The organism is Streptomyces dysideae, assembly GCF_001514305.1.
In the GTDB taxonomy this organism is placed as follows: Bacteria; Actinomycetota; Actinomycetes; order Streptomycetales; family Streptomycetaceae; genus Streptomyces; species Streptomyces dysideae.
In genome coordinates this window covers 1-22,482 of sequence record NZ_KQ949109.1, presented here as the reverse complement: position 1 = coordinate 22,482, position 22,482 = coordinate 1, and the positions used below count along the sequence as shown (strand labels likewise).

Sequence of the window (22,482 nt, the reverse complement as noted above, 5' to 3'; positions counted from 1 at the left end):
CCGCGGCCGGTCGGCTCCCCAGCCGACCGGCCGCAACTCGTTTCAACTCATTTTCATCGTAAGGGAGTTGACGGATCGATTGAGTGTCAGCATCGAGGTTCGCGGCCTCTCCCGAACCTTCCACACCACCGTCCGCCGCCCCGGCCTGGCCGGCGCACTGCGCTCTCTCGTCAACCCGGAGCGGGCCGTCAAACACGCCGTCTCCGACGTGACCTTCTCCGTCGCCGCGGGTGAACTCCTCGCTCTGCTCGGCCCGAACGGCGCCGGCAAGTCCACCACCATCAAGATGCTCACCGGCATCCTCACGCCCACGTCCGGCGAGGCCCGGGTCGCGGGCGTCGTCCCGTACCGGGAGCGGGAGCGCAACGCCCGTAACATCGGGGCGGTGTTCGGGCAGCGCACCCAGTTGTGGTGGGACCTGCCGGTGCGGGAGTCGTTCGCGATCCTGCGGGACATCTACGAGGTGCCGAAGGCCGAACACACCGCCCGCCTCAAGGAGTTCGACGACATCCTCGACCTGTCCGCCTTCTGGGACACCCGGGTCCGCCACCTCTCCCTCGGCCAGCGCGTGCGCTGCGACCTGGCCGCGGCCCTGCTGCACGACCCGCCGGTCGTCTTCCTCGACGAGCCGACCATCGGCATGGACGTGGTCGTGAAGGAGCAGGTGCGGGAGTTCCTGAGGCACCAGGTGGAGGAGCGCGGCCGTACGGTCCTGCTGACCACACACGACATGACCGAGGTCGAGCGGCTCGCCGAGCGGGTCGTCCTGATCAACCACGGGCGGCTCGTGCTGGACGGCACGCTCGACGAGATCCGCCGCAAGTTCGGCTCGACCTGGCAGGTGCGGGCGACGCTCGCCGACGCGCACACCGAGGTCGCGGCACTGCCGGGGATCGCGGTGCTGCGGCAGGACGGCCCGCAGGTGGTGTTCGGGCCCGACGGACCCGACGCGCCGACCGTCCACCAGGCCCTCAAGCAGGTCATCGAGCGGTACGAGGTGAGTGGCGTCGCCATCGACGAGGCGGACCTGGAGGACGTGATGCGGACCGCGTACGTCCAGGCGGGAGCCGTGTGATGGCCGTCCTGCACGCCTGGCGCGCCGCCCGCGTCACCCCGCTCGGCGAGCTGCACGCCCCGCCCCGGATGACCGCCGTCCTGCTCCGGCTCACCGTGCAGGTGGTGCTGGTGGCGTCCCTGTGGCGGGGCCTGTACGCGCACACCGGCACCACCGCCGGACTCGACCGCGGCCAGGCGGTGACCTACGCCGTGCTGGCCGTACTCGCGTCCCGGCTGCGGGAGTTGGACCAGTTCGCGGGCCGGGACACCGTGATCCAGCACATGCACTACGGCACGATCGTCTACTGGTACCTGCGTCCGCTGCCGCCCCAGCGCTACTACGCCCTGCGCGCCCTAGGCGAGCAGCTGTACGGGTTCGCGTGGGCGCTGGCCGGCTACGCGGTCTGTCTCGCGGCCGGTGTCGTGGAACCGCCCAGGTCCGCTGCCGTGGCGGGGGTGTTCGCGGTGAGCCTGCTGCTCGGCCAGTGGGTCCTGTACTACATCATGCTGCTCACCGACCAGTGGTGCTTCTGGGCGCTGCGCAACAACGCCGCGGTCATGATCCTGATCTTCGCCCAGAACCTGCTGTCCGGGGTGTACGCGCCGCTGTGGTTCTTCCCCGACTGGTTCGTCACGCTGAGCGTGTTCATGCCCTTCCAGGCGACGCTGAGCGTGCCGCTGTCGCTGTACATCGGCCGCATCCCGCTGTCGGACGCGGCCGGGCAGCTGGCGATCCAGGCGGCCTGGGTGGTCGTACTCGCCCTGTTCACCCGGTTCCTGTGGCGGCGGGCCGCCCGCCGGGTCATCTCCCAGGGAGGCTGATGTCCATGCATGCCGTACGGATCATGTGGCGCGTCACGTGCCTCAACTTCCGCGCCCAGATGGAGTACCGCTCCGAGTTCCTGCTGATGATCGCGATCGGTGCGATCTGGCAGGTGTCGGTGATCGTGTTCGCGACGGTGCTGCTCACCCGGTTCACCGGGATGGGCGGCTGGGACAGCTCGGACGTGCTGCTGATCCCGGCGACGCGGATGCTGGCGCACGGCCTGTTCGTGCTCTTCCTGGGGCGGATGCACGGCCTCGGCCGGCACATCCAGGAGGGCCGTATCGACATCTACCTGGTGCGGCCGATGCCGGTCCACCGCCAGGTCCAGCTGCAGTACTTCCCGACCAACGCGATCGGCGACCTGACGGTGGCGGCGGGTCTGATGGTGGGCGCGCTGGCCCGCAGCGACCTCGACTGGACGGCGGGACGGATCACGTACCTGATCGTCGCGATCCTCGGCGGACTGCTGCTGGAGGCGGCCCTGTTCACGGTCGTGGCCTCCGCGTCGCTGCGCTTTCCGGCCGCCGACTACTGGGGGATCTGGCTGGAGGAACTGCTGGGCACCTTCGGCAGCTATCCGCTGAACGTGCTGCCCAGGGCGGTGGGCGGCTTCCTGACGTTCGGCCTTCCGCTCGCGTTCGTCGCGTACTTCCCGGCCGCGGTCCTCACCGGCCACGACACCGCCGTCCCGTACTGGCTGGCGGCGGCCTCACCCCTGCTGGGCGTACTGGCGTACCTGGGCTCGCGACTGCTGTGGCGGTGGAGCCTGAGGCACTACGCGGGCGTGAACGGGTGACTGAACGGCGCCCCGCGCGGCTCCCCCCGCCCGGTGTTCAGAGCGCCCGGGCGGGGTCCGTCACCAGGAGTGGGTTGCCGGCCGTAAGGGTGCCGAGGACCTGGGCCGTGTCGCTTTCGAACATGGCGCCCTTCTCCTCCGCGGTGACTCCGACGGCCTGGAGGAAGGCGACCTTGCCGTTGGGGGTGTCGATGGTGCCGAGCTGGGGGTCTGCGGTGAAGGCGAAGACCGTCAGGGCGGTGGCAGGGGCGTCGGGCAGATGGGGGTGGCCGGTGACCGGCTGGCGGAAGTCGATCCGGTGTCCCTCCTCCAGGAGCACGGAGTTGCCGTTCACGTACTTGGCGACTTCCTGGAGCATGCCGTACGGCCACTGCGGCGGCCGCTCCTCGGTGCCGCGCGGAACCCGCAGGGTGAGTTCGAAGCCCCAGCCCGACCACTCGGGGTCGTCGTCCTCGCCAGGGGTGTAGAGCTCGCTCAGCCCGTAGGTCACGTAGTGCCAGTGACCTACGGCCGGATAGGCGGAGCAGCCCTGGAGGGCGCCGCCCTCGAAGCCGCGGGGCGGCACGTAGCCGACGTGGAAGGGCTCGACCCCCGGGTGGACCGGGGCGAGCGCGGCATCGATGGCGTCCCAGCCGGGAGCCTCAGCGGTGTTCGTCACCGCCCCATGATGACCAACGCGCGGCTGAGCATCCCCGCCGGGTTCCCGGCACTCCGCCGACGTCGGGCCGGGCGTCGCCACTTGGCGTGCATCTGGTCGACGCGGTCCACCACCGCCCCGGCGAACACCGCCGCCAGCACCGAGGCCGCCCCGCCCACCGCCGTCAGCAGGCCCATACGGGCGAGCGAGCCCGTCGCCTGGAGGACCAGCAGGGGCAGTGCGATCAGGGCGAAGGAGTCGCCGAGGACGGAGAGGGTCTGCGCGGCCCAGAAGATCCCGAAGTCCCGCTGCCGCCACAACGGGCGGGTGCGGGACGGGGGTTGATGCTTGCCCTGGTCCTCGGCCCGCTGTGCCTCGTACGTCATCCGCCCCCCGTGCGCCTCGAACCGCCCCGGCAACCTTACGGACCTCGGCGGCGCCGAGGGGAATTTCTGCGCCTACACCGACGCGGACTTCGGCGGCCTGGGCGTGAGCTGGAGCGGCGACGACGGCTGGTGGGAGGGCAACATCGCCGACGAGGACAGCTCGTGGGCCAACAAGGGGATCTCGGGCCCGGGCATCAAGGACCACGTCAAGGTCTACGCCAGCGCCTGGCAGGGCGGCGGCGTCACCATCTGCCTGAAGCCCGGCGAGGAGGTCACCTACAACGCGGCCGCCAGCGACCGGGGCGACTCCCACACCTGGACCACCGGCTGCTGACCGTACGGAGGACGAGGCTCACCACCCGGGTGTGACGACCGGGCGGTGAGCCTCGTCCTCAGGTCGCGGCGGGGGCGGCGGCCGGGACGTCGCGTTCCAGGGAGCGGACACCCGGTATGGGCGAGGGCAGCAGCCACAGCAGGGACAGGGTTCCGCCGACCGCGGCCGTGACGAGGGTGGCCCTGAGGCCGATCGCCGTGGCGAGTGCTCCTCCGACGACCGCGCCGAGGGGGCGTACGCCGTAGTTGACGGTGCTGAAGGCGCCGGTCACGCGGCTGCGCAGGGCGTCCGGGATCACCGCGGTCTGCAGGGAGTTGAGGTTGACGTCGAACAGCATGACGCCGAGGCCGACGAGGAAGTGGGCCGCGCCCAGGATCCCGGCACGGGCCCATATGGGTCCGGCGGCCACGGCGGCGAGGGCGATGGGTGCCGGGAACAGGACGGCGCCGACGGCGATGCTGCGTCCGACGCCGATCCGGCGGGACAGCCACGGTGCCGCCAGGGCGCCGACCAGGGAGCCGCTCGCTCCGATGCCGATCGCCAACCCGATGACGCCCGGGGAGAGTTCGAGGACGCGGTCGGCGAACAGCACGATCAGGCCGCTGCTCGAGACGAAGGTGAAGAAGTTGAGGGTCGTCGCGCAGCCGAGGCTCGCTCGCAGGATCGGCTCCTTCAGAACATGGGCCAGCCCTTCGCGGGCCTCGCGCACGAGTGACGTACCGGGGTGGGTGGCCGGCGCCTGTGCGTCGAGCCTGATACGGCCGAGCAGCAGCGCCGACACCACGAACGACAGCGCGTCGACGAGGACGGCGACCGGCGCGGTCAGCGTCTGCACGAGCCCGCCGCCGAGCGCGGGACCGGCGACCAACGACGCCGAACGGGCCGCGCTGAGCTTGCTGTTGGCGTCGACGTACGCGGAGCGCGGCACCAGCCGGGTGAAGAAGGGCTGCCAGGCACAGCCGGCCACCACACTCGCGAGCCCGGTCAACAGGGCGACGCCGTACAACTGGCCCAGCGTCAGGTTCCCCCACAGATACGCGCCCGGCACGGTCAGCAGCACGCCCGCCCGGACCAGATCCGTGGCGATCATCAACTGCCGTTTGTCCGCGCGGCGTTCGACCCAGGCGCCCAGCACGATCGCGAGGAGGTTCGGCGTCCAGACGAGCGCGGTCAGCCAGGCCACCTGACCGGCCGAGGCGTCCAGGACACCGATGGCGATCAGGGGCAGCGCCAGCTCGGAGACCCGGTCACCGAGCTGCGAGACGGCACCCCCCGCCCACCAGAGCACAAACCGCCGGTCACGCCAGAGGGAGACCGGCGGGACGAGCGCACGCAGGCGCGTCATGCGATCGCGCCAGAGCCGTCGGAGTCCTCGGCGGAGTCCACCGCCCCATCAGCCGCGTCACCGCCCTCCGGCAGCACATACCGCAACAGCCGCACCCCCCGGCTCCCCACCGGCCGCTCCCCCGCATCCCGTGTCACATACGGCGCCAGTACGGCCTCCACCGCGTCGCCGATCGCGGCGAGTTCGTCGGCGGACACCACGATCCGGGTGTTGGCCAGCCCGGAGAGCCGGCGCCAGGCGGGTTCGAGGCCGGGCTCGGTCTCGGTCGCCCAGCGCTCGGGCAGTTCCGCGGCCCGGGCGAACATCTCCCAGGACAGCGCCCGAGCCGCCGAGGTGCCCTCCGCGTCCTCCGGCACCCGGACCCGGAAGCCTCGCGCCACCGCCTCCCAACGCCGCGTCCGCCGGTCGGTGCCGCCCTCGGCGTCCCGGACCAGGCCGAAGCCCGCGAGATGCCGCAGATGCCAGCTGGTGACGGACGGGGTGGCGCCGACGTGCGGGGAGAGTTGGGTGGCCGTGGCGGGACCGTGCCGTTGGAGGCGTTCGAGGACGGCCAGCCGCACGGGGTGCGCCAGGGCTCTCATGGCCTTCGGGTCGGTGATCTCCATGTCGCCGAGACGGTTTCCGGAATCCATGACGTGAGAGTGTCCTCTCAGAAATCCTGAGAGTCAACTCTCAGGATGTGTACGGGTATGAGGACCGACAGCCTCACCGCCCGCCATGGTCGCGGGCGTATGCGGCGAGAACCGTCTGCCGGTTCTCCCCCGTGCGTAGGAAGCGCTCGTCGAGTACTGCGGCGAGGTCGTCGAGCGCGGCGTCGAGCGCGGTGGCCGAGAGCCTCGCCCCCGGGTGGGGTGCCCGCCGCGCCCGTTCGGCGAGTTCGGCGGCGTAGCCGACGGTGAGCGCCAGGGAGGTATCGCCGTGTCCGTCGTGGAAGTAGTACGACTCCGGGTACTGGACGAAGTCCACGGTGACCCGGGCGAACTCGGCGGCCAGCCCGTCCAGCAGGACGGCTCCGGCGTCGGAGTCCAGATGCCCGGCCGTGGGACCGGCGCGGCGCAGATGGCAGATGTGCAGTGCCAGCGCCCGGCGCCGGGCCAGCGCGGGGAAGACGCCGAGGACCCACGAGACGGTGGCGGTCAGCAGCGCGAATCCGACCAGTGACTCCAGGGGCGCGACGATCCGCAGCCAGCCCTCCGCGGGTGCGATGTCGCCGAGGCCGAGGGTGGCGACGATCACCAGGGAGATGTAGAGGGCGTCCACCGGCCGGGAGTGCTCGGTCGGCTCCAGTTCGCCGGAGAAGACGAAGGCCTCCGGCATGTGCGGCCAGTACACCACCGCCCATCCCAGGGCCACCCCGCACGCCCACAGCGCCACCACGCACACCATGCCGAGCGGACCGGCGAGCCCTTTCGCCCGCCGGCCCGGAATCCCATGGGCGGACAGTCGCCACAGTGCCGTCATGACGATCCTGCTGAGCCCGCCGTGGCGGGTGGGGTGCCACAACGTGTGGAACACGTCTCGCAGGATGATTATCACGACGGCCGCGCCGACCAGCGTGACCAGCGCTTCCATACGCCCTCCTCCGTCGCCCACCTACCGGAGCTCAGCATGCCGCCCGGACCGGCGTGCCGCGCCGACCGGGCGCCGGGGCGTGTCCTCGGAGTTCAGGGCGTCAGTGGTCCGCGCAGCACGGTGTCGGTTCCGGCACCTCGAAGGGGACGAGGGTGCCGCCGACGGCCGGCATGGCGGTCAGGACGAGCTCGCCGTCCTGCCACTGCGGGCGTACGTGATCATGTGTCACCAGCGGTGTGTCCAGGCGGGGGCGGCCGGGTACGCCCAGGACGGTGACGCGGTCGATCGCGGACCGCGACAGCACGTCCGCGACCGTCAGCGTGCCGGTCAGCGCGGCGGACCCCGGGTAGCGCACCGCACGGCCCGCCACGTCGGGAAGGCCGCGCCGCACCTCGCAACCCCGGGCCGTGAGCTCCTGGGACGCCCGCCAGCCACAGGAAGCCGTTCGCCCTACGGCCGTTGGTGGCGGCGGCGGACGCGGGAGCGGCGGCGGCAGTCGTGGCGCCGCCGAGGACGTTCCCGGCGGCCAGCCCAGCGCCGAGCAGACCCGCCCGGCGCAGCAGGGTGCGGCGTGACTGCTGCTCGGGGGTGAGGGCCTCGTCGGGCACGGAGGTGTCGAAGCCTCCTGGTTGCCGCTGCCTTCTGCGGCTGCCTTCCGCCGCGCGATCCGCGCCGCGTGTGTGGAGGATCGAGGCGAGACATGAACAGTGAACGAGCGGGGCATGTCCGCCGGGCGCCCCGGACGCGTCGGATCGTCACGCCTCTCACTGTTTCCCCAACGGCCCTTGCACGTCACACTGGTTGCCACTGAACCTGAGCACCGTTCATCTTCCCCACCCCCCGCCTCCTCCGGCCGGACACACGGAGACACTCCCCATGAGAAGACTGATCGGCACCCTCGCGGCGGCCGCGCTGGCCGTCACCGGCCTCGCCACCACCGGCGCGACCCCCGCGGCCGCGGCCACCACCGGCTCGTTCAACGTACTGACCTACAACGTCGCGGGCCTCCCGGAGGGCCTGAGCTCCGGCAACCCGGAGAAGAACACCCCGCTGATCTCCCCGCGCCTCGGGGCGTACGACATCGTCAACGTGCAGGAGGACTTCAACTACCACGCGGCGCTGTACGCGGGCGACAACCACCCGTACCGCACCGCGACGAGTGGCGGCGTGCCCTTCGGCGACGGCCTCAACACCCTCTCGGACCTCCCCTTCGAGGACTTCGAGCGGGTGAAGTGGAACAACTGCACCGGCACCAACTGCCTGACCCCGAAGGGCTTTTCGCTGGCGCGCGTACGTCTCGCCGAGGGCGTGTTCGTCGACCTCTACAACGTGCACACCAACGCGGACTCGACGGACGACGCGCTGGCGGCCCGGCGCGCCAACATCGAGCAGCTGTCGGACTTCATCCAGGCGAACTCGTCCGGCAACGCGGTGATCGTCATGGGCGACACGAACACCCGCTACACCCGCTCCGGCGACAACATCCGCACGCTGGTGAGCGAGAACGGCCTGACGGACCCGTGGGTGAAGCTGGTCAAGGGCGGTACGCCGCCCGCGTCGGGGTCGGACGCGCTGGTGTGCCCCACGACGGCGCCCACCAATGACTGCGAGGTCGTGGACAAGGTCTTCTACCGCGGCAGCAAGCTCCTCAGCCTCACCGCGACCCGCTACAACAACGAGTGGGCGTCGTTCCTCGACTCGGCCGGCGGCAACCTCTCCGACCACTTCCCGCACACCGTCGACTTCTCCTACACCCTCAACTCCACCCTGAAGGCAAGCGACTTCTTCGGCGGCCCGCACGGCACGGCCTTCAACGACGCGGACGACCTCCCGGCCACGGTGTCGCCCCGCACCCTGACCCTGCGCGGCGCCTCCCGCCTCGACGCGGTGTCACTGACGCACGACGGCGGTACGACCCTCACCCACGGCGGCACAGGCGGCACGGCCACGTCCCTGACCCTCGCGTCGGGCGAGCACCTCACCTCGGTGAAGCTGACGCAGGGTCAGAAGGACGGGCGTACGCGGATCTTCTCGGCGTCCTTCACCACGGACAAGGGCCGCTCGCTGTCGTCCGGTACGGCGACGTCCGACACGCAGACGTTCACGGCGCCGGCCGGTTGGCAGATCGTCGGCTTCACGGGGCGGTCGGGCACCGAGATCGACAAGCTGGGCGTGGTGTACGCGCCGATCAGCTGACGCTCGTACGCACCGGGACCTCCGCCCAGACGGTCTTGTACGCCGCCCCCCGGGCGGAGGTCCACGCCCCACGTCTCCGACAGCGCGGCCACCATCAGGAGGCCGCGCCCGCCTTCGTCCGGTGCGACGGAAGGGACGGGCAGTCTGTCGACTCGGGCGTCGCTGACCTCCACCCGCAACACGCCCTCGCGCAGTACGAGCCGCACGCGGAAGCCCCGCCCTCGCACCCGCCCGTGCCGCACGGCGTTCGCGGCGAGTTCGGCGACGACGAGGGTCACGTTCTCGTTGGCTTCGCCGCCGTGCTCGTATCCCCACACGTCCATCCGGCTGGGGACGAGCTGCCGTGCCCGACGGGCGCCGCGCGGGGTGCAGCTGAAGAGCTGTGTGAACGTACGGACGGTGAAGGGTGGTTGGACCCGGATGTCTCCTTGCATGCCTCAACCGTCCCGGACGGCACGGCAGTCGGCCAGGTACGAAACTCGTACGCTGCGAGGTGTACGAGTTACGGAGTGGACAGTGGCGATAACGGTCCGTGACCATGGGTGACTTGCGGGGTTGGACCAAGGCATTCGGGAGTAACCCGTATGACCGACAGCACCATCAACATCGAGAACGCTTCGAACGAACCCGAACCGTCCGACAGCCTGAAGGCGTTCGGGGCGGCGCACAAGGTCTTTCGCAAGCGGGCGGGGCATACACAGGAGGACTACGCGCCACTGGTCGGCTATCAGCCGTCGACGGTCGCGTCGATCGAGCAGGGTCGGCGGTTTCCACAACGCCGGTTCGTCGAACGCGCGGAGGAGATCCTGGACGCGTTCGGCGTCCTCAAGGAGGTGTACAGGCACGCCACCCGGGAGAAAGGGCTTGCGTCGTGGTTCCGGCAGTGGGCGGAGCTGGAGGAGCTGGCGATCAGCCTGTACACGTACGAGAGCCGGTTGGTGCCGGGGCTGTTGCAGACCGAGGGGTATGCGCGCGCGATCTTCAGCGAGCGCGTGCCCGTGCTCACGGACTCGGAGATCGAGGCGATGGTCACGGCCCGTCTGGAGCGCCAGTCACTGCTCAGAGAGCGCCCGAACACGTCGTTCAGCTTCATCGTCGAGGAGCATGTCCTCCGGCGACAGACAGGCGGTGTGGACGCCATGCGGGAGCAGATCGAGCACCTGCTGGAGGCCACGGAACCGCGCAATGTAGAGCTCCAGATCATGCCGACGGCGCGCGGCGCCCACGCAAGCATGGATGGCCCCATCCAGCTCCTGGAGACCCCCGAGAACGAGTGGTTCGCCTACTGCGAGGGGCAGGAGAACAGCCAGTTCATCACCAACCCGAAAACGATCAGTGTGCTTCACATGCGGTATGCGAAACTGCGCTCACAGGCTCTGACCCCGGAGGACTCCCGGAGCCTGCTGGAGCGGATGCGAGGAGCATGATGAGCACCACTGGACTGAACTGGTTCAAGAGCAGCTACAGCGGCGACAGCTCCGGCCAATGCATCGAAGTGGCTCTCGCCTGGCGCAAGTCGACGTACAGCGGCGACGACTCCGGCCAATGCGTCGAAGTCGCCACCTGCCCCACCACCATCCACGTCCGCGACTCCAAGAACACCACCGGCCCGCAACTCGCCCTCTCCCCCACCGCCTGGACGGGGTTCGTGGCATACGCCTCAGGCGACTGATAGGCGCCACAATGACGTGATCTTCGCGCTACGGGCGGCGTGAAGGGGATCAGCGATGTCGCCTGCGCGTGGATGGCGCGGCCTTGTGTCCGTCCCAGCCCATGCCGATCAGCGCAACGGTGCTCCACTGCATGATGCCGGTCGGACCGTAGGAGCGTTCCTGTCCCAGATCAACGAGGGGCAGCAGCAGGTCGAGCGTGTAGATCGCGGGCTGGAAAGGCGGTGGCTTGCCGTCGCCGACAGCGGTGGGTGGCAAGGCGGTAAATAGAGCCGTTCCGGTGGCCAGGAGACACAGCAGCAGCCACGCGGCACGAAGAGGGCGGTAGCCGTAGCCCACCGTCGCGTCCTGGAGCAGCTCCACAACCTAGTAGGGGGCGACAGCGTGCGCCGCATACTGCGATGCTTTGCGACCAAGACGGCTCCGGCATCGGCGTCCTGGCCTTGGCGCTGGTAGGTGGCGGCGAGCTGCTCGTACGACTGGGCCACGAACCCAGCAGCAGCTGGCCGGCCCACGGCGGCGCATGCGCCAGCCGTCAGGCGCCGAAGCGGCGGCGGGCGGCCTCGATGTGACCGAAGTACTGGTGGGTCCAGCCGCACATTCCGTCGACCGTTGCGCGCAGGGCTTGACCCGGCTCGGTGAGGGTGTATTCGACCCGCGGTGGGACGGTGGGGTGCACGGTGCGCTCGACCAGGCCGTTGCGCTCCAGCATGCGCAGGTTCTGGGTGAGCATCTTGTGGCTGATGCCCTCGATCTCGTTCCGCAGCTCGCTGAAGCGCAGGGTGCGATCACCGAGACCCTCGACGATGAGGAACGCCCACTTGTTGGCGACGTCGGAGAAGATCTCCCGCGCCAAGGAGCCCGCACGCGCCAGGTCTGCATCCTCGGGCGAGCCTGTGAACTGCTTGGTCACCATAAGGTTCTCCAGTCACTGAAAAGTGCGTTCTTCCACGTCAGCGTCCACTCTCTTACAGTTCCTGAGTAACCACAAGAGAGTGAGCGTCTGGGTCGGCGCGAACGCGAGCCCACAGGCGCTCAGGACGAGGAGACAGGCAGCATGGCCATCACCTTTGTGAACCCCAGCGGATTGCCCAAGATCGACGTCTACCGGCAGGTGTCGATCGCATTCGGGTCGAGGCTGGTCTTTGTCGCCGGGCAGGTCGCCTGGGACGCCGAGGGAGTCACGATCGGCGAAGGCGACCTCGCCGCCCAGGTCGAGCAGAGCTATCTCAACGTCGGCACCGCCCTGGCCGAGGTCGGTGGCTCCTTCGACGACGTGGCGAAACTGACCTTCTACGTCGTCGACTGGACCCCCGACAAGATGCCCCCGCTCCTGGAAGGGATCTCCCGGGCAGCCGCGAAGCTGGGGGTCACCGCGGCCCCGCCGACCACACTGATAGGCGTTGCGGCATTGGACGTCCCCGACCATCTGGTCGAGATCGAAGCCACCGCGGTCCTCGACTGAACAGGTGCTCTTTGCCACTGGGCGCCGGAATGGCCAACTACGGCGCCCAGTGGCCAACCAGCGTGCTCAGTCACAGTTACTGACCCACGCTCCCAGCCGACCGATGGGAGGTGGTGGACCGCGAGCCACCCGGCAAGACAGTTCTCGCCGAGGTCGATGTGCCGGGTTGGCTCAGGGTGGCCCGGAAGTAGGCACACGTGCGTGACTCGGCTTCCATGTGCGGGACTTGGGAACCGTTTGTGTGCGATATGACATGCCCACGTTGGAACTCCTCCGCTTGGGGGCACAATGCCGGGTACCCCTCCCGGGTGAACTGGTTCCATCCGCGACACGACCTTCGCGACATCCGTCGGGGGCATGGGGAGGAGCCGCAGCCAATGCTGCCCGCTGACATTTACCGTGGTCCGGGACGCCGTGTCCTGCTGGGGTTGTCCGCTTGGACGACCGCCGTCCTGTTGACGCTGACTCCTGTGTTGCAGCCGGAAGTCGCGGCGGCGGAACCGGGGGCGGGGGCGCGTTCCGCCATCGTCGAGGGCAAGGATCCGACGCCGTCCGGACAGTCGTTGACGCAGCTCGACGACTTTTTCGACACCCCCATCGGCCGGATGCTGTACGTCGGCCGGGAGGCGAGGCGCCTCGACGACAAGCCGTGGCGGAATATGGCCATCGGATTCGTGGACATCACTGACTTGCAGGGACTGGACACCGCGGGCTACGAGATCGTCGACGTAGACGAGTTGAGCAAGACCAACCCCGCGCTCTACGAGCAGCTCGGCCTCGTCGACCGCCCGCAGATCCGGAAGTTCGCCGTCATCCCGCAGTCCAACGACGCGTCCAGTGACGTGCCGGCTAACCATTCCGAAATGCTCATGCTCATAAGGGAGTTACGCTACCTAGGAGTCGAAAACCCGGACCGGGTCTTCGCCGTGGGTACCGACCGTTCGCCCTGCCCGACCTGCGCTCCGCGGATTCCGAAAGGCGCGGACGTCTTCTACCTCGTCAAGGATGGCAAGGGCTCATCCAGCGAGCTGAGGGAACGCATCCAGGCGGCCAAGCCTGCCACGGAGAAGAACGAGGAGTACAAGAAGGAACTCGCACAGGAGCGCAAGAGGATCGCCGAGCGCAAGGTGGCGAACCCGAAGCGCCGGGCACGGCTGGCCAAGCAGACGAAGAACGTCTTCCAGACGGGGGTCGAGGGGGGCGGCAGCTGCCAGCTGGGGCTCGGACTCGGGCCGGCGTCCCCGGGCACCGAACAGGCGGCGTCGGCCTCGCTGTCCGGCGGCCGTGGCCAGCAGGCGGCGTTCACCGTGCGGTCCGGCGCGGTGCAGGCGGACTGCCATGACGGCGGCGCGGCGAAAGCGGGCGGCGCGGCGGGAATACCGGAAAGCGGCCTTGTGAAGGCGCTGTCGGAACCCTTCGCCCAGGCGCCCGGCGGCATCGACTTCTCCTCCCTCCAGCTGCGCTACCTCTCCGACCCCGGCGACGGCAGCGGACTCCAGTACTCGTTCCAGGCCCCCACCTCCACCACCGGCGGTACGTCCCCGGTGACGGGAGTCAACGCGGCCGGGCTCACCTCGGACGCCTTCTTCGTGTGGCTGGCGCTGGACCCCTCGACGTTCTGGGTGAACCTCAACCCGACCGAACCCGACCGCATCGTCGACGCCGACATGGGCCGCACGGACGTGGGGCGGATCATGCTCCAGGCGGATCTCCGGCTCAAGAAGGACGTGGGCAGGCTCATCCACCCGGGTACGGCGCTGGGCAAGGAGTACCACGCCCGACGGAAGGGCACCTGCATGACGTCGCGAGTCTGGATCGTGCCCGAACCCGCGGACGTCCGGCGCGACGGCGACAAGCTGTACATCCTCAAGGCACCGCTCAAGGTTAGGATGGAGTCCGAGTACATCGATCTCCCGGCGGGCCAGGGGGCAGCGGGCGACTGCCCGCAAGAGGACCAGGCGACCCGCGCGCACAACGAAGCGCTCTTCCGTAGCCTGGTCCTGCCGAAGCTCACGAAGCTCGTGAACACCGGCTCGTACTACGCCGAGCTGCGCCGCGTCTATCTCGCCCGAGTCGCCGCCCAGTGGTACCGGGACCTCAGCGCGGCGCGGCAGACCACGTACGGCGACCTGATCGACAAGGGTGACATCAACTCCTGGATCACCAGGACGAGTTGGAAGCCGACCGACACCTTCGACCAGTACGTCCGCTCCTACACGAGGGGCGATTACCGCTTCACCCGCAAGGTGACCAAGGGGAACTACATCTACACGTACACCTATGTGTACGGGGGCGTGGACCTCACCTCCGTGCCGCTGCGGCAGATTTCGGACAGTTCCTTCGACGCGCGGTACTCGGGTCTGACCAAGGACATCGACGCCTCGTTGACCAAGCCGACCGGCGGTGACGGCTCCGGTGCGCTCTGGCTCGGCGCCCCGACTCCCCGTCAGGCAGCAGCCGGATTCGACGCCGCCGACGACGGATCCGGCCTGTCCGTACGGGATGTGTTGGCGCCCCGGGTGCTGCTGCCGGTGATGCTCGTCGCATTGGCCGCCGTACTGCTGTGGCGGCGCAGCCGCCGTCTGTCCGCTGCCGGTACGGCAAGTCCCCTGCGCCGCACGGCCGTTCGGCGAGAGAGGAAGCCGTGACCCACGAACAGGAGCAGGAGCAGGACCGGGACCGGGACCGCCTCGCGGATGAACCCGAGCGTGGTCCTCGGCCTTACGTCCGGCTGATGGCTGCGATCGGCGCGGGCGGTCTGGTGGCCGCCACGGTCGCCGTGGTGGTCTCCGTCTCCACCGACCCCGTGATGCAACTGCCGGAGAGCGTGCCCACGTTGCCCAGCGACTTCTCGACGGGCGACCTGCCGACCTCTCTGCCCAGCATGCCCGAGCTGCCCAGCGACCTCCCGACCGACTACACGACCAACCTCCCGACCGCCATCCCCACCGAGGACCTCCCCACGGCCCTGCCGAGCGACCTGCTGCCCAGCTTCCCCACCGACTTCCCGTCGCTCCCCAGCCTGCCGGAGATGCCCTCGCTACCGCAGGCCGGAGGTGCCTCATGACCCTCACCGCCCCCGGAGTGTTCCCGCCGCCTCCCGATCGGCCCCCGGGTCCACGCGTGCCGCGGCACGGGATGGCGAGCGCGATCGCCGTCGTGCTCACGCTGTCCGTGGCGTACGCCGTCGGGCAGATCCTCTACTGGACCGCGCCAGACATCGTCTCGCCGTCCCCGTGGGTGAAGATCTGGCTGCTGCCGGAGCCGACACCGTTCAAGGTGACCAGGGTCCTGCTCGTCGTCGGCTGGTGCGTCGCGACCCTGCTCGCGCTCGCTCTGCTGCTCACCCGTCGCCGCGCCACGGCCGCGACCGCCGCTCCCACGGGCGACACCGGCTCCGAACAAGCCGAACCCATGGCGCGTTTCGATGCCACTGCGCGCCCCCGACTCACCCTGCGGGCCTGTCAGTTCGGGATCCTCGGCGCGCTTGTGCTGCCCTTCGCCGTGATGCCGCTCGCCGCTCTCGGCAGCAATCTGCCCCAGCTGCTGCTCTGCCTGCCCACCACGGGAGCGGCTCTGTTCCTCGTACACCGGGCGCAGTTGTACCGTCGTATGCCTGGCTGGCTGCTGCTGGCCGGTTTCGGCTGGGGCGTGCTCATCGGCGGTGGCTTCGGCCTCGTCATGATCACCTGGTTCCAGAGGTACGGCGCCGGCTACTTCCTCGACTTCCAGCGCCCGCGGGACAGCATCCGCGAGATCTACACGCTGTTCTGCCTCAACGGCGCCGTCGTGGCCGAGTTCGGCAAGGCCGCCGGGATCGCCGTTCTCTTCCTCCTCTTCCGGCGCCACATCGACGGCGTGGTCTCCGGGGTGGTGGTCGGCGCGGCTGTCGGCCTCGGCCACAACCTCACCGAGACCGTCCACTACCTCGGGTTCGTCAACCCGGAACACCACCCCGCGCAGTTCTGGGACCGCCAGGTGGTCGGCCTGATGGCTGCGCACGTGGCGTTCAGCGCGCTCGCCGGGGCCGGGTTCGGCGCGGCTCGGTGGCTGCCGGAGCGCAGGGACCGGTGGGTGGCCGTCGGCGGCGGGCTCCTCGCCGCGGTGGGCGGGCACTTCGAGACGGACGTGGTGCTGATGCGGCTCGACCAGAGCCGGGGGGAGTGGTTCTCCCACAACGAGACCCTGAGTCTGCTGCTGGGGATCCCGCTGATGACCGTCATCACCTCGGGCGTCTTCGTCGCCCTGTACGTGCTGATCCTGCGGCGTGGCCTCAGAGCCCAGGCGGCAGGGCTGGCCCGCGCCCTGCACGCGGAGGCCGCGTCCGGCCCGTCCGGCGGTGCGGCGGTCACCGGCCCCGAGGTCGCGCTGCTGCTCTCCCCGGCCCGCCGCCTGCTCCTGGAAATGAGGGTGTGGCGCCGCGACGGCACGGCCGGCCTGCGGCATCTCGTCCGCTTCCAGCAGGCTCAGCTCGACCTTGCCACGCAGCGCTGGCACCGGGAGCGCGTCGGTGCCGACTCGTTCATACCCGACGAACAGCAACTCCGGGAGAAAGTAATCGACTTGAAAGGGCTGGGAGGAACCTCAGGGACTTCCGAGGTCCCGGCGCGGAAGGGGCTCTCGTGAAACACGGCTTCCGTCTTGTACGGCTGTCCGCCCTCGCAGTCGCCACTGCGCTCCTTGTCCTCGGCCCGTCTGCGCCCGCGTCGGCGCAGTGCGCGGGCCCCACGTATCACGGGGGCCTCCCCGTGCGGGTCGGGGCGTGCCCTGAGGGCGTCGCCGGCGGTGCGTCGGGCGCGGTGTGGGCGGTGGTCGTCCTCGCGGCGGGGTTGTGGATCGCGTACGCCCGCTCCCGCTCTCGGGCCACGACAGACACGGATCTGGAGCTGATCGACGCGGTGTTCAGCGAGGCGGTGACGGAAACAGCGGGTGACGCTCATGGAGAAGGCGAGGAGGGCTTGCGGCACGCCTGGCCGTGAGCCACCCGGGACCATCCGTGCGTAGGTGGACCTGCCGGGGTGGCTGTCACTAGTCGGCCCGTACCCGCTGGGCAGGAGCCTGCCCAGAACGCGGGCACGGCGACCGCGAGCCCGGCGGTACAAGTGGAAGCACTCGGCCGGGCTGTCACCTCGCCGGGGAGGTTTCCGGTCGATACGGCGCCCCATCGCCCGCAACAGCTGACGGGGGTTGGGGAAGTCGCCCCGCCACAGCAGGGCGGTACCTTCCGAGAGATACAGAGGGATGTCGCCGCATCCTCGCACAGCCACGCGGATCCTTCCCGCCCCGGAACCTTGATCCACTAGCATGTAACCTAGACACCCTAGGTTTCTCTTTCCGGAGGACGACCCCATGGCCCGCGCAGGCATCACCGCCGACCGCCTCGTCGCGGCCGCCGCCGACCTCGCCGACGAGGTCGGGTTCGAGAACGTCACCCTGTCCGCGCTGGCCCGCCACTTCGGTGTGAAGGACGCCAGCCTGTACTCGCACGTCAAGAACCTCCAGGACCTGCGCACCCGCCTCGCACTGCTCGCGGGCGGCGAGATGATCGACCGGATCGCCGCGGCGGTCGCCGGTCGCGCCGGCAAGGACGCGCTGGCCGCCTTCGCAGGCGCCTACCGGGAGTACGCGCTGGAGCGGCCCGGGCGGTACGCGGCGACCCAGATCCGTATCGACCAGTCACTGGTGACCGACGCCCCGGCCTTCCGCCGCACCGCCGAGATCACCTACGGCATGCTCCGCGCCTACGGCCTGGAGGAACCCGATCTCACCGACGCCGTACGCCTGTTGCGCAGCACCTTCCACGGCTACTGCGCCCTGGAGTCCACCGGCGGCTTCGGCGCCCCGCGCGACGTACAGCGGTCCTGGGACCGCGCCGTCGAGGCCCTGCACGTCGCACTCCAGAACTGGCCCCGCGAGGAGAACAGCGTTGACTGACCTGCACTACGACGTCCAAGGCACCGGCCCCGTGCTCCTGATCCTCCCCGGCGGTGCCGGACACCCCATGGCGCTCGGCCCGTTGACCGACGCCCTCGCCGACCGGTTCACCGTCGTCACCTACGACCCGCTCGGCCTCGCGCACGGCCGGCTCGGGCTGCCCGTCGCCGACCAGCGGGTGGAGGGTTGGAGCGACGGGGCACACCGTGTGCTCCAAGAAGCGCTTCCCGAAGGCGAGTCGGCGTACGTCTTCGCCACCAGCTCCGGCAGCGTCCCCGCCCTCGACCTGCTCGCCCGGCATCCGCGGCGGCTGCGGCACGTCGTCGTGCACGAGCCGCCGTGTGTGGGGGTGCTGCCCGACGGGACGCGATGGCAGGCCATGTTCGGTGAGGTGTACGGCACTTACCGTGCGGCGGGGCTACAGGCCGCTGCCACGCATATGAGCGCCGTACTGACGGAGACGGTGCCGGAGGAGCGTCCGCAAGACCAAGGCCAAGGCCAACCCATGTCCCGGGACGAGGAGTTGACCAACCCCATGGCCATCTTCCTCGCCCACGTCCTGCGCCCGTTCACGTCATACGCCCCGGACCTCGCCGCCCTCTCCTCCGCGCACCTCACCCTCGCCGCCGGAGCCGACTCACGCGGCCAACTCCTCCACCGCACCGCCGAGTTCATCGCCGGGCAGACGAAGAGCGACTTCGTCGAGCTCCCCGGCGGACACATCGGTGCCGTGGAGCATCCCGTCACGTTCGCCGAGCGGCTCGCGGAGTCGTTGCTGAGGTCGCGGGGCGACTGAGGGCCACGACATCGGCGTACGACGGTGCGCTGCCCTGCGGAGTCCCACCCGCCGCGATCTCCGCCACCGTCTCCAACGCCGCGCCCAACGCCCGCCGGTACAGCAGCGAGCCCAGGCTGACGCGGCGTACGCCGAGGTCGGCGAGGTGGGGGACGGTGGGGCCGGTCGGTGAGTAGAGGATGTTGAGGGGGACGTCGAGGTGGCGTACCAGGGCAGCAATCCTGGTCGGGTCGGTCAGGCCCGGGACGAACACGCCGTCCGCACCCGCCTGTTGGTAGGCGTCGAGGCGCGCCATCGCCCCTTCGCCGTCACCCAGCCAGTACGTGTCGGTGCGGGCGTTGACGAAGAGGTCCGGGGCCGCCGACTTGACCGCGGTGATCTTCGCGGCGTGCCGGGCGGGCGGGCCGAGGCGGTCCTCCAGGTTGATGCCGACGGCCCCGACGACCGACAGTTCCCGAGCGAACTCCCCCACCTCGCCCGGATCTTCGCTGAAACCGTCCTCAGCATCGACGGAGAGCAGGAACGGCTCCGTGCCCAGCGTCAGCGCGAGCCGCAGGGTCTCGTCGCGGACCGCCGACGCCCCGTCGGGCAGCCCCACGGCCGCGGCGACCCCGAGGCTCGTCGTGCCGATCGCGCGGAAGCCCCGGGCCGCGAGGGCGGTCGCGGAGGCGTGGTCCCAGGCGTTGGGGAGGAGCAGGGGCCGGTCGGTGTGGTGGAGGTCGGCGAAGGCGGTCATGTGGGGAACGGTAGGGGCGGAACCGTTCGGTAGCGGCCGAACCGATGCGTACACCGGGTCATGCGATCTTCACGGCAACCTTCCGGCCCCCGGCGGTGACCAGCAGGCATGACAACCGCACGACGCACGCCCCCCGCGCCCTCCGCGAGCCGCGCCGCCCACCGCCGTATCCGCGGCGCCCGCAAGCCCGTGATCGCCGGCCTCGCTGCCACCGCCGCCCTGGTCGGCGCCTGGTATGCCACGGCGGGCGCCGCGCCCACAGCCGCTCCCAGCCTCGCCCCCACCTCCACCTCCACCTCCACCTCCACCTCCACCACGGTGAGCCTGCCAGCCAAGTTCCCCTATCTGTCGGCCGGTTACAACAAAACCCGTGAGTGGACGCGCAAGGCGACGGCCGTGGCGCCGAACGGCACGCTCCGCGTGGCCTGGCCCGCATCCGACGGCATCCATGTCACGCCGCTGACGTCGGCCGGGAAGCGGTCGGGTGCGGACACCGTCGTCAAGGGTGCCAAGGAGGTCGGCGGTCTGGTCGCGCACAATGACGGGTTCGCGCTGCTGACGCGGGTCGCGGACACCAACAAGTGGAAGGAGACGGCGGCCGCGATCGTCCGCTACACGGGCGGCAAGCAGACCTTCCGCACCAAGCTCACCGGCACCGCCACGAACGACACCGCCCCGCTCCTCGACGGCCAGCTCACCTGGAACGGCACCAAGTACGGCGCGTACTTCGTCGTGCACGGCGCGGGCGGCTTCGCCGACGGGCACTTCGGCGACAAGCTGGCGTACGTCAGCGCCAAGGGCGCCGAGCTGAGCGGCGGTTGGAGCTGGGGGTGCAGCCACAACGAGGGCATCGCCCTGCACGCCGAGAAGGCCGGCGCCTTCACCTCCCTCTGCTTCGACGACTGGCGTTCGGGCCTGTTCGTGTCGACCGGGATCGGCGCCCCCGACAACGCGCCGGTCGTGCAGCGCGAGCAGTGCTGGGCGGGTTACTGCGGCGGCACGTTCGCGAGCCGCACCGGCACCTCGTGAAGTCGTCCACCGGCCGCTACGCCACCGCCTTCGCCTCCCGCGGCGCCGCCTCCGCCAAGAAGAACCCGGACGACTCCACCGGCCGGGGCTGGACGGTCAAGCCGCAGACCGGCACCCACCAGGTGGCCGTCGCCTTCCTGAAGAGCCGCAGCTCCGGCCCCGGCAAGGCGATCCGCCTCTCCAACTCCCCGGGCACGGAGCACGTCAACGTCCGCCTCGCCCCGTACGGCAAGGACCGCCTGCTGCTCTCCTGGGAGTCCGTCAACTACACCGGGGCTGAAGTCCCGGGCTTGCACAACGGGCGTCACTGGTGGTGACGTGTCGTTTGCGTCCGGCCTCACCCGAGGGTTCCCGGGGGGCGGGGGCCGTTGACTGGGCCCCGCGTCGCCACAACTCCCATGCGCGTGCGCGGATGTTGCGGGAGCCGTTCCGGTCTGCGTGATCAACGAATCCGCAGGACCGGCACGCGAACCAGGCTTGGGACACCCGGTTCGCCTTGTCTGTGTGCCCGCACTCGGCGCAGGTGCGGGAGGTGTACGCCGGATCGACATACACCACCGGCACCCCGGCCTTGCGGGCCTTGTACGCAATGAAGTTCCCCAGCTGGGCGAAGGCCCAGGAGTGGAGGGTGGCCCGTTGGGGCTTGCGAAGCCGTACCCGCTCACGGATACCGCCCAGGTCTTCCAGGGCGATTCCGCGACCGGTGCGTTCTGCCTCGGCCACCACATGCTTCGCGATCTTGTGGTTGATGTCCCTGGCCCGCCGGGCCTCCTTGCGCCGCCGCTTCTTCAGGCGGCGCTTGGCGGACGGGGTGTTCTTCTTCTGTAGTTTCGCGCGCAGGCCACGCTCACGAAGGCGGCCGCGGTTGAGTTCACGCCCGGCCATGATCTGACCGTCGCTGGTGGTGGCGATGTTCACGATGCCCAGGTCGATGCCGAGGAAGTCCACCGGATCGGTGTTCAGCCCTGCTTCGGGGACCTCGCAGGTCGCGAGCAGGAACCACATGCCGTCCCGCTGCAGCAGGTCCGATTCACCCCTGCGGTACAGGGCGAGCGTGGCCAGCTGCTCGGGCGAAGCGGTGAACGCCACCTGCTTCATCCGGCCGCCGGTGGTCCAGATGGACACCGTACGATCGGCGATCTGCCACGAGAGCATCCGGTCGTCGTAAGGCTGGGCACCCTGGGGCCGGAACGCGAGAGGCTTTTCGGTGGCCCGGCGGTAGCGCTTGGAGCCGGGGCGGCCCAGGTTTCCGGCCTTCAGGCTGGCCTTGAGGGTGGTGTAGGCGTCGCAGGTCTTCTTGATCACGTGCTGGGCGGCCTGCGCCCCCAGCCGCCATCGGTCCTTGACCTGCTCGTAGGTGTGCTTGCGCAGGGCGAAGTTCTTGAACTTCCCGTGCTCGAAGGCGACCTCTGCCACCCAGGAGGCGGCCTCGTTGCAGGCATGCAGGGTCGCCTCAAGTGCGGGCGCCTGCACGGGCGTCGGCAGGAGTTTGACTTGCACCACAAGCTTCACGATCAGCGATCGTTACACACCCATACAACCTTCCACCACACGTTCTCACCCCATCACCCCACCGAGTGAACGGGCCATCGCGTGCACACCTCGCCCCGGTCTGCCAGAAGCGGCACTCGGCCCCTGCGCGGCCGGACATACATAGAGATACCGCAGCGCTCCGCGCCGCGAGCACGAGGATGCGATTCCTCC

At 69.9% G+C, this 22,482-nt stretch carries 24 protein-coding genes and 3 pseudogenes; 16 read left to right on the top strand and 11 right to left on the bottom strand.

Annotated features, from left to right (window positions below):
- Window positions 1–79: 79 nt before the first annotated feature.
- From AQJ91_RS38030 to AQJ91_RS38020, 3 genes are read left to right on the top strand one after another with little or no spacing between them, the layout of a single operon-like run.
- Complete coding sequence (locus AQJ91_RS38030) at window positions 80–1,075, top strand: ABC transporter ATP-binding protein (protein ID WP_067031251.1); 996 nt, start codon at window positions 80–82, stop codon at window positions 1,073–1,075.
- Entirely contained in the window at window positions 1,075–1,878 is an 804-nt protein-coding gene (locus AQJ91_RS38025; RefSeq protein WP_067031248.1) for an ABC transporter permease, read from the top strand. The genes AQJ91_RS38030 and AQJ91_RS38025 overlap by 1 nt, the downstream gene beginning before the upstream one ends.
- A 5-nt stretch (window positions 1,879–1,883) precedes the next feature.
- Window positions 1,884–2,678, top strand: coding sequence for an ABC transporter permease (locus AQJ91_RS38020; RefSeq protein ID WP_067031446.1), 795 nt, complete (start codon window positions 1,884–1,886; stop codon window positions 2,676–2,678).
- A gap of 37 nt (window positions 2,679–2,715) precedes the next feature.
- On the opposite strand, the gene AQJ91_RS38015 is transcribed toward AQJ91_RS38020, so the two are convergent.
- Window positions 2,716–3,336, bottom strand: a complete 621-nt coding sequence (locus AQJ91_RS38015; protein WP_067031245.1) for a suppressor of fused domain protein — start codon at window positions 3,334–3,336, stop codon at window positions 2,716–2,718.
- 92 nt (window positions 3,337–3,428) lie between these two features.
- Window positions 3,429–3,701, bottom strand: a pseudogene (locus AQJ91_RS38010) (MFS transporter); the annotation flags it as partial.
- On the opposite strand from AQJ91_RS38010, the gene AQJ91_RS38005 reads away from it, so the two are divergent.
- Entirely contained in the window at window positions 3,700–4,035 is a 336-nt protein-coding gene (locus AQJ91_RS38005; protein WP_067031443.1) for a peptidase inhibitor family I36 protein, read from the top strand. The pseudogene AQJ91_RS38010 and the gene AQJ91_RS38005 sit on opposite strands and share 2 nt — an antisense overlap.
- Before the next feature lie 58 nt (window positions 4,036–4,093).
- On the opposite strand, the gene AQJ91_RS38000 is transcribed toward AQJ91_RS38005, so the two are convergent.
- From AQJ91_RS38000 to AQJ91_RS37985, 4 genes and pseudogenes are all read right to left on the bottom strand, one after another.
- Window positions 4,094–5,380, bottom strand: coding sequence for an MFS transporter (locus tag AQJ91_RS38000; RefSeq protein ID WP_067031238.1), 1,287 nt, complete (start codon window positions 5,378–5,380; stop codon window positions 4,094–4,096).
- On the bottom strand, window positions 5,377–6,012 hold the full coding sequence (locus tag AQJ91_RS37995; protein ID WP_067031235.1) for an ArsR/SmtB family transcription factor: 636 nt from the start codon (window positions 6,010–6,012) through the stop codon (window positions 5,377–5,379). Before AQJ91_RS37995 ends, AQJ91_RS38000 begins: the two co-directional genes overlap by 4 nt.
- A 73-nt stretch (window positions 6,013–6,085) precedes the next feature.
- Window positions 6,086–6,952 (bottom strand): potassium channel family protein, encoded by an 867-nt coding sequence (locus AQJ91_RS37990; protein WP_067031232.1) that lies wholly within the window; start codon window positions 6,950–6,952, stop codon window positions 6,086–6,088.
- Window positions 6,953–7,052: 100 nt separating this feature from the next.
- Window positions 7,053–7,376: pseudogene (locus tag AQJ91_RS37985) on the bottom strand (hypothetical protein); the annotation flags it as partial.
- A gap of 452 nt (window positions 7,377–7,828) precedes the next feature.
- Here AQJ91_RS37985 and AQJ91_RS37980 point away from each other — a divergent pair.
- Entirely contained in the window at window positions 7,829–9,148 is a 1,320-nt protein-coding gene (locus tag AQJ91_RS37980) for a jacalin-like lectin (protein ID WP_067031229.1), read from the top strand.
- A gap of 104 nt (window positions 9,149–9,252) precedes the next feature.
- Here the strand turns inward: AQJ91_RS37980 and AQJ91_RS56575 are convergent.
- A pseudogene (locus AQJ91_RS56575) lies at window positions 9,253–9,471 on the bottom strand (ATP-binding protein); the annotation flags it as partial.
- 261 nt (window positions 9,472–9,732) lie between these two features.
- Here AQJ91_RS56575 and AQJ91_RS37975 point away from each other — a divergent pair.
- Window positions 9,733–10,575 carry a helix-turn-helix domain-containing protein gene (locus AQJ91_RS37975; protein WP_067031226.1) on the top strand — a complete coding sequence of 281 codons (843 nt, stop codon included), beginning with the start codon at window positions 9,733–9,735 and terminating at the stop codon, window positions 10,573–10,575.
- Window positions 10,575–10,820, top strand: coding sequence for a DUF397 domain-containing protein (locus tag AQJ91_RS37970; RefSeq protein ID WP_067031223.1), 246 nt, complete (start codon window positions 10,575–10,577; stop codon window positions 10,818–10,820). The genes AQJ91_RS37975 and AQJ91_RS37970 overlap by 1 nt, the downstream gene beginning before the upstream one ends.
- A 49-nt stretch (window positions 10,821–10,869) precedes the next feature.
- On the opposite strand, the gene AQJ91_RS37965 is transcribed toward AQJ91_RS37970, so the two are convergent.
- Window positions 10,870–11,181: a hypothetical protein gene (locus AQJ91_RS37965; protein WP_067031220.1), complete on the bottom strand. Its 312-nt coding sequence runs from the start codon at window positions 11,179–11,181 to the stop codon at window positions 10,870–10,872.
- Window positions 11,182–11,353: 172 nt separating this feature from the next.
- Entirely contained in the window at window positions 11,354–11,734 is a 381-nt protein-coding gene (locus AQJ91_RS37960) for a winged helix-turn-helix transcriptional regulator (RefSeq protein ID WP_067031216.1), read from the bottom strand.
- A gap of 141 nt (window positions 11,735–11,875) precedes the next feature.
- Between AQJ91_RS37960 and AQJ91_RS37955 the strand changes: the two genes are divergently transcribed.
- From AQJ91_RS37955 to AQJ91_RS37925, 7 genes are all read left to right on the top strand, one after another.
- Window positions 11,876–12,283, top strand: a complete 408-nt coding sequence (locus tag AQJ91_RS37955; RefSeq protein ID WP_067031213.1) for a RidA family protein — start codon at window positions 11,876–11,878, stop codon at window positions 12,281–12,283.
- A gap of 470 nt (window positions 12,284–12,753) precedes the next feature.
- Complete coding sequence (locus AQJ91_RS37950) at window positions 12,754–14,931, top strand: hypothetical protein (protein WP_159054742.1); 2,178 nt, start codon at window positions 12,754–12,756, stop codon at window positions 14,929–14,931.
- Complete coding sequence (locus AQJ91_RS37945) at window positions 14,928–15,350, top strand: hypothetical protein (protein WP_067031207.1); 423 nt, start codon at window positions 14,928–14,930, stop codon at window positions 15,348–15,350. Before AQJ91_RS37950 ends, AQJ91_RS37945 begins: the two co-directional genes overlap by 4 nt.
- 56 nt (window positions 15,351–15,406) lie before the next feature.
- Window positions 15,407–16,909: a PrsW family glutamic-type intramembrane protease gene (locus AQJ91_RS37940; protein WP_159054741.1), complete on the top strand. Its 1,503-nt coding sequence runs from the start codon at window positions 15,407–15,409 to the stop codon at window positions 16,907–16,909.
- A complete protein-coding gene (locus AQJ91_RS54800; RefSeq protein WP_067031201.1) occupies window positions 16,906–17,262 on the top strand; it encodes a hypothetical protein in 357 nt (118 codons plus the stop codon). Before AQJ91_RS37940 ends, AQJ91_RS54800 begins: the two co-directional genes overlap by 4 nt.
- A gap of 370 nt (window positions 17,263–17,632) precedes the next feature.
- Window positions 17,633–18,217, top strand: a complete 585-nt coding sequence (locus AQJ91_RS37930; protein ID WP_067031198.1) for a TetR-like C-terminal domain-containing protein — start codon at window positions 17,633–17,635, stop codon at window positions 18,215–18,217.
- Window positions 18,210–19,013, top strand: a complete 804-nt coding sequence (locus AQJ91_RS37925) for an alpha/beta hydrolase (protein ID WP_067031195.1) — start codon at window positions 18,210–18,212, stop codon at window positions 19,011–19,013. Before AQJ91_RS37930 ends, AQJ91_RS37925 begins: the two co-directional genes overlap by 8 nt.
- Here the strand turns inward: AQJ91_RS37925 and AQJ91_RS37920 are convergent.
- Window positions 18,961–19,749 (bottom strand): isocitrate lyase/PEP mutase family protein, encoded by a 789-nt coding sequence (locus tag AQJ91_RS37920; protein ID WP_067031192.1) that lies wholly within the window; start codon window positions 19,747–19,749, stop codon window positions 18,961–18,963. The genes AQJ91_RS37925 and AQJ91_RS37920 overlap by 53 nt on opposite strands.
- 108 nt (window positions 19,750–19,857) lie before the next feature.
- On the opposite strand from AQJ91_RS37920, the gene AQJ91_RS37915 reads away from it, so the two are divergent.
- The gene (locus AQJ91_RS37915) at window positions 19,858–20,778 is read left to right on the top strand and encodes a hypothetical protein (RefSeq protein WP_234383285.1); all 921 of its coding nucleotides are present in this window, start codon (window positions 19,858–19,860) and stop codon (window positions 20,776–20,778) included.
- Complete coding sequence (locus tag AQJ91_RS56560) at window positions 20,775–21,095, top strand: hypothetical protein (protein ID WP_234383284.1); 321 nt, start codon at window positions 20,775–20,777, stop codon at window positions 21,093–21,095. Before AQJ91_RS37915 ends, AQJ91_RS56560 begins: the two co-directional genes overlap by 4 nt.
- On the opposite strand, the gene AQJ91_RS37910 is transcribed toward AQJ91_RS56560, so the two are convergent.
- A complete protein-coding gene (locus AQJ91_RS37910; RefSeq protein ID WP_067031189.1) occupies window positions 21,040–22,290 on the bottom strand; it encodes an RNA-guided endonuclease InsQ/TnpB family protein in 1,251 nt (416 codons plus the stop codon). The genes AQJ91_RS56560 and AQJ91_RS37910 overlap by 56 nt on opposite strands.
- Window positions 22,291–22,482: the final 192 nt, after the last annotated feature.

What these genes read in the sequence shown, in the direction of transcription:
- AQJ91_RS37960 (WP_067031216.1), bottom strand. Translation starts at nt 11,734, where the DNA reads ATGGTGACCAAGCAGTTCACAGGCTCGCCCGAGGATGCAGACCTGGCG.
- AQJ91_RS37915 (WP_234383285.1), top strand. Translation starts at nt 19,858, where the DNA reads ATGACAACCGCACGACGCACGCCCCCCGCGCCCTCCGCGAGCCGCGCC.
- AQJ91_RS37970 (WP_067031223.1), top strand. Translation starts at nt 10,575, where the DNA reads ATGAGCACCACTGGACTGAACTGGTTCAAGAGCAGCTACAGCGGCGAC.
- AQJ91_RS38020 (WP_067031446.1), top strand. Translation starts at nt 1,884, where the DNA reads ATGCATGCCGTACGGATCATGTGGCGCGTCACGTGCCTCAACTTCCGC.
- AQJ91_RS37990 (WP_067031232.1), bottom strand. Translation starts at nt 6,952, where the DNA reads ATGGAAGCGCTGGTCACGCTGGTCGGCGCGGCCGTCGTGATAATCATC.
- AQJ91_RS37920 (WP_067031192.1), bottom strand. Translation starts at nt 19,749, where the DNA reads ATGACCGCCTTCGCCGACCTCCACCACACCGACCGGCCCCTGCTCCTC.
- AQJ91_RS38025 (WP_067031248.1), top strand. Translation starts at nt 1,075, where the DNA reads ATGGCCGTCCTGCACGCCTGGCGCGCCGCCCGCGTCACCCCGCTCGGC.
- AQJ91_RS37930 (WP_067031198.1), top strand. Translation starts at nt 17,633, where the DNA reads ATGGCCCGCGCAGGCATCACCGCCGACCGCCTCGTCGCGGCCGCCGCC.
- AQJ91_RS37980 (WP_067031229.1), top strand. Translation starts at nt 7,829, where the DNA reads ATGAGAAGACTGATCGGCACCCTCGCGGCGGCCGCGCTGGCCGTCACC.
- AQJ91_RS38000 (WP_067031238.1), bottom strand. Translation starts at nt 5,380, where the DNA reads ATGACGCGCCTGCGTGCGCTCGTCCCGCCGGTCTCCCTCTGGCGTGAC.
- AQJ91_RS37995 (WP_067031235.1), bottom strand. Translation starts at nt 6,012, where the DNA reads ATGGATTCCGGAAACCGTCTCGGCGACATGGAGATCACCGACCCGAAG.
- AQJ91_RS37975 (WP_067031226.1), top strand. Translation starts at nt 9,733, where the DNA reads ATGACCGACAGCACCATCAACATCGAGAACGCTTCGAACGAACCCGAA.
- AQJ91_RS37955 (WP_067031213.1), top strand. Translation starts at nt 11,876, where the DNA reads ATGGCCATCACCTTTGTGAACCCCAGCGGATTGCCCAAGATCGACGTC.